Source organism: Vibrio sp. 2132-1 (genome assembly GCF_033344315.1).
In genome coordinates this window covers 1-635 of the sequence record NZ_JAWPON010000458.1, presented here as the reverse complement: position 1 = coordinate 635, position 635 = coordinate 1, and the positions used below count along the sequence as shown (strand labels likewise).

General features: G+C 47.7%; 2 protein-coding genes. Both read left to right on the top strand.

All coding sequences use genetic code 11. From position 1 onward, the window contains the following. A partial coding sequence (locus tag R8N47_RS26025; RefSeq protein WP_318186207.1) for an FMN-binding protein occupies positions 1-145 on the top strand: 145 nt, incomplete at its 5' end. Next, positions 142-635, top strand: a 494-nt coding sequence (locus tag R8N47_RS26020) for an electron transport complex subunit E (RefSeq protein ID WP_318186206.1), incomplete at its 3' end; no start/stop codon positions are given. The genes R8N47_RS26025 and R8N47_RS26020, both read left to right, overlap by 4 nt.

The window sequence follows — 635 nt, the reverse complement described above, 5'->3', positions numbered from 1 at the left end:
TGGTGGAGACTTTGATCAGTTTACTGGCGCTACCATTACGCCTCGAGCTGTCGTCAAAACAGTCAGAAACACCGTAAACTACGTAAATCAATCTCGTGATGAGATTCTCAGCCAGCCACTAAACTGCGCAGGAGACAATCAATGAGTGAAAACAAACAATTGATGAAGAACGGCATGTGGAGCAACAACCCAGCATTGGTTCAGCTGCTCGGTTTATGTCCTCTACTCGCCGTTTCATCGACGATCACCAACGCGCTGGGTCTTGGTATTGCCACATTACTGGTACTAGTGGGGTCTAACGTAACGGTTTCACTGATCCGTAACTATGTTCCTAAAGAGATCCGAATTCCGGTTTTCGTTATGATCATTGCGTCACTCGTAACCTGCGTCCAGCTACTAATGAATGCTTACGCTTACGGATTGTACCTATCACTGGGTATCTTTATCCCGTTGATCGTAACCAACTGTATCATCATCGGTCGCGCCGAAGCTTACGCTTCAAAAAATGATGTGCTTCCTGCCGCATTGGACGGCTTATGGATGGGACTGGGCATGACCAGTGTGCTAGTTGTGTTGGGCTCAATGCGCGAGCTTATCGGCAACGGCACATTGTTTGACGGTGCAGACTTGCTATT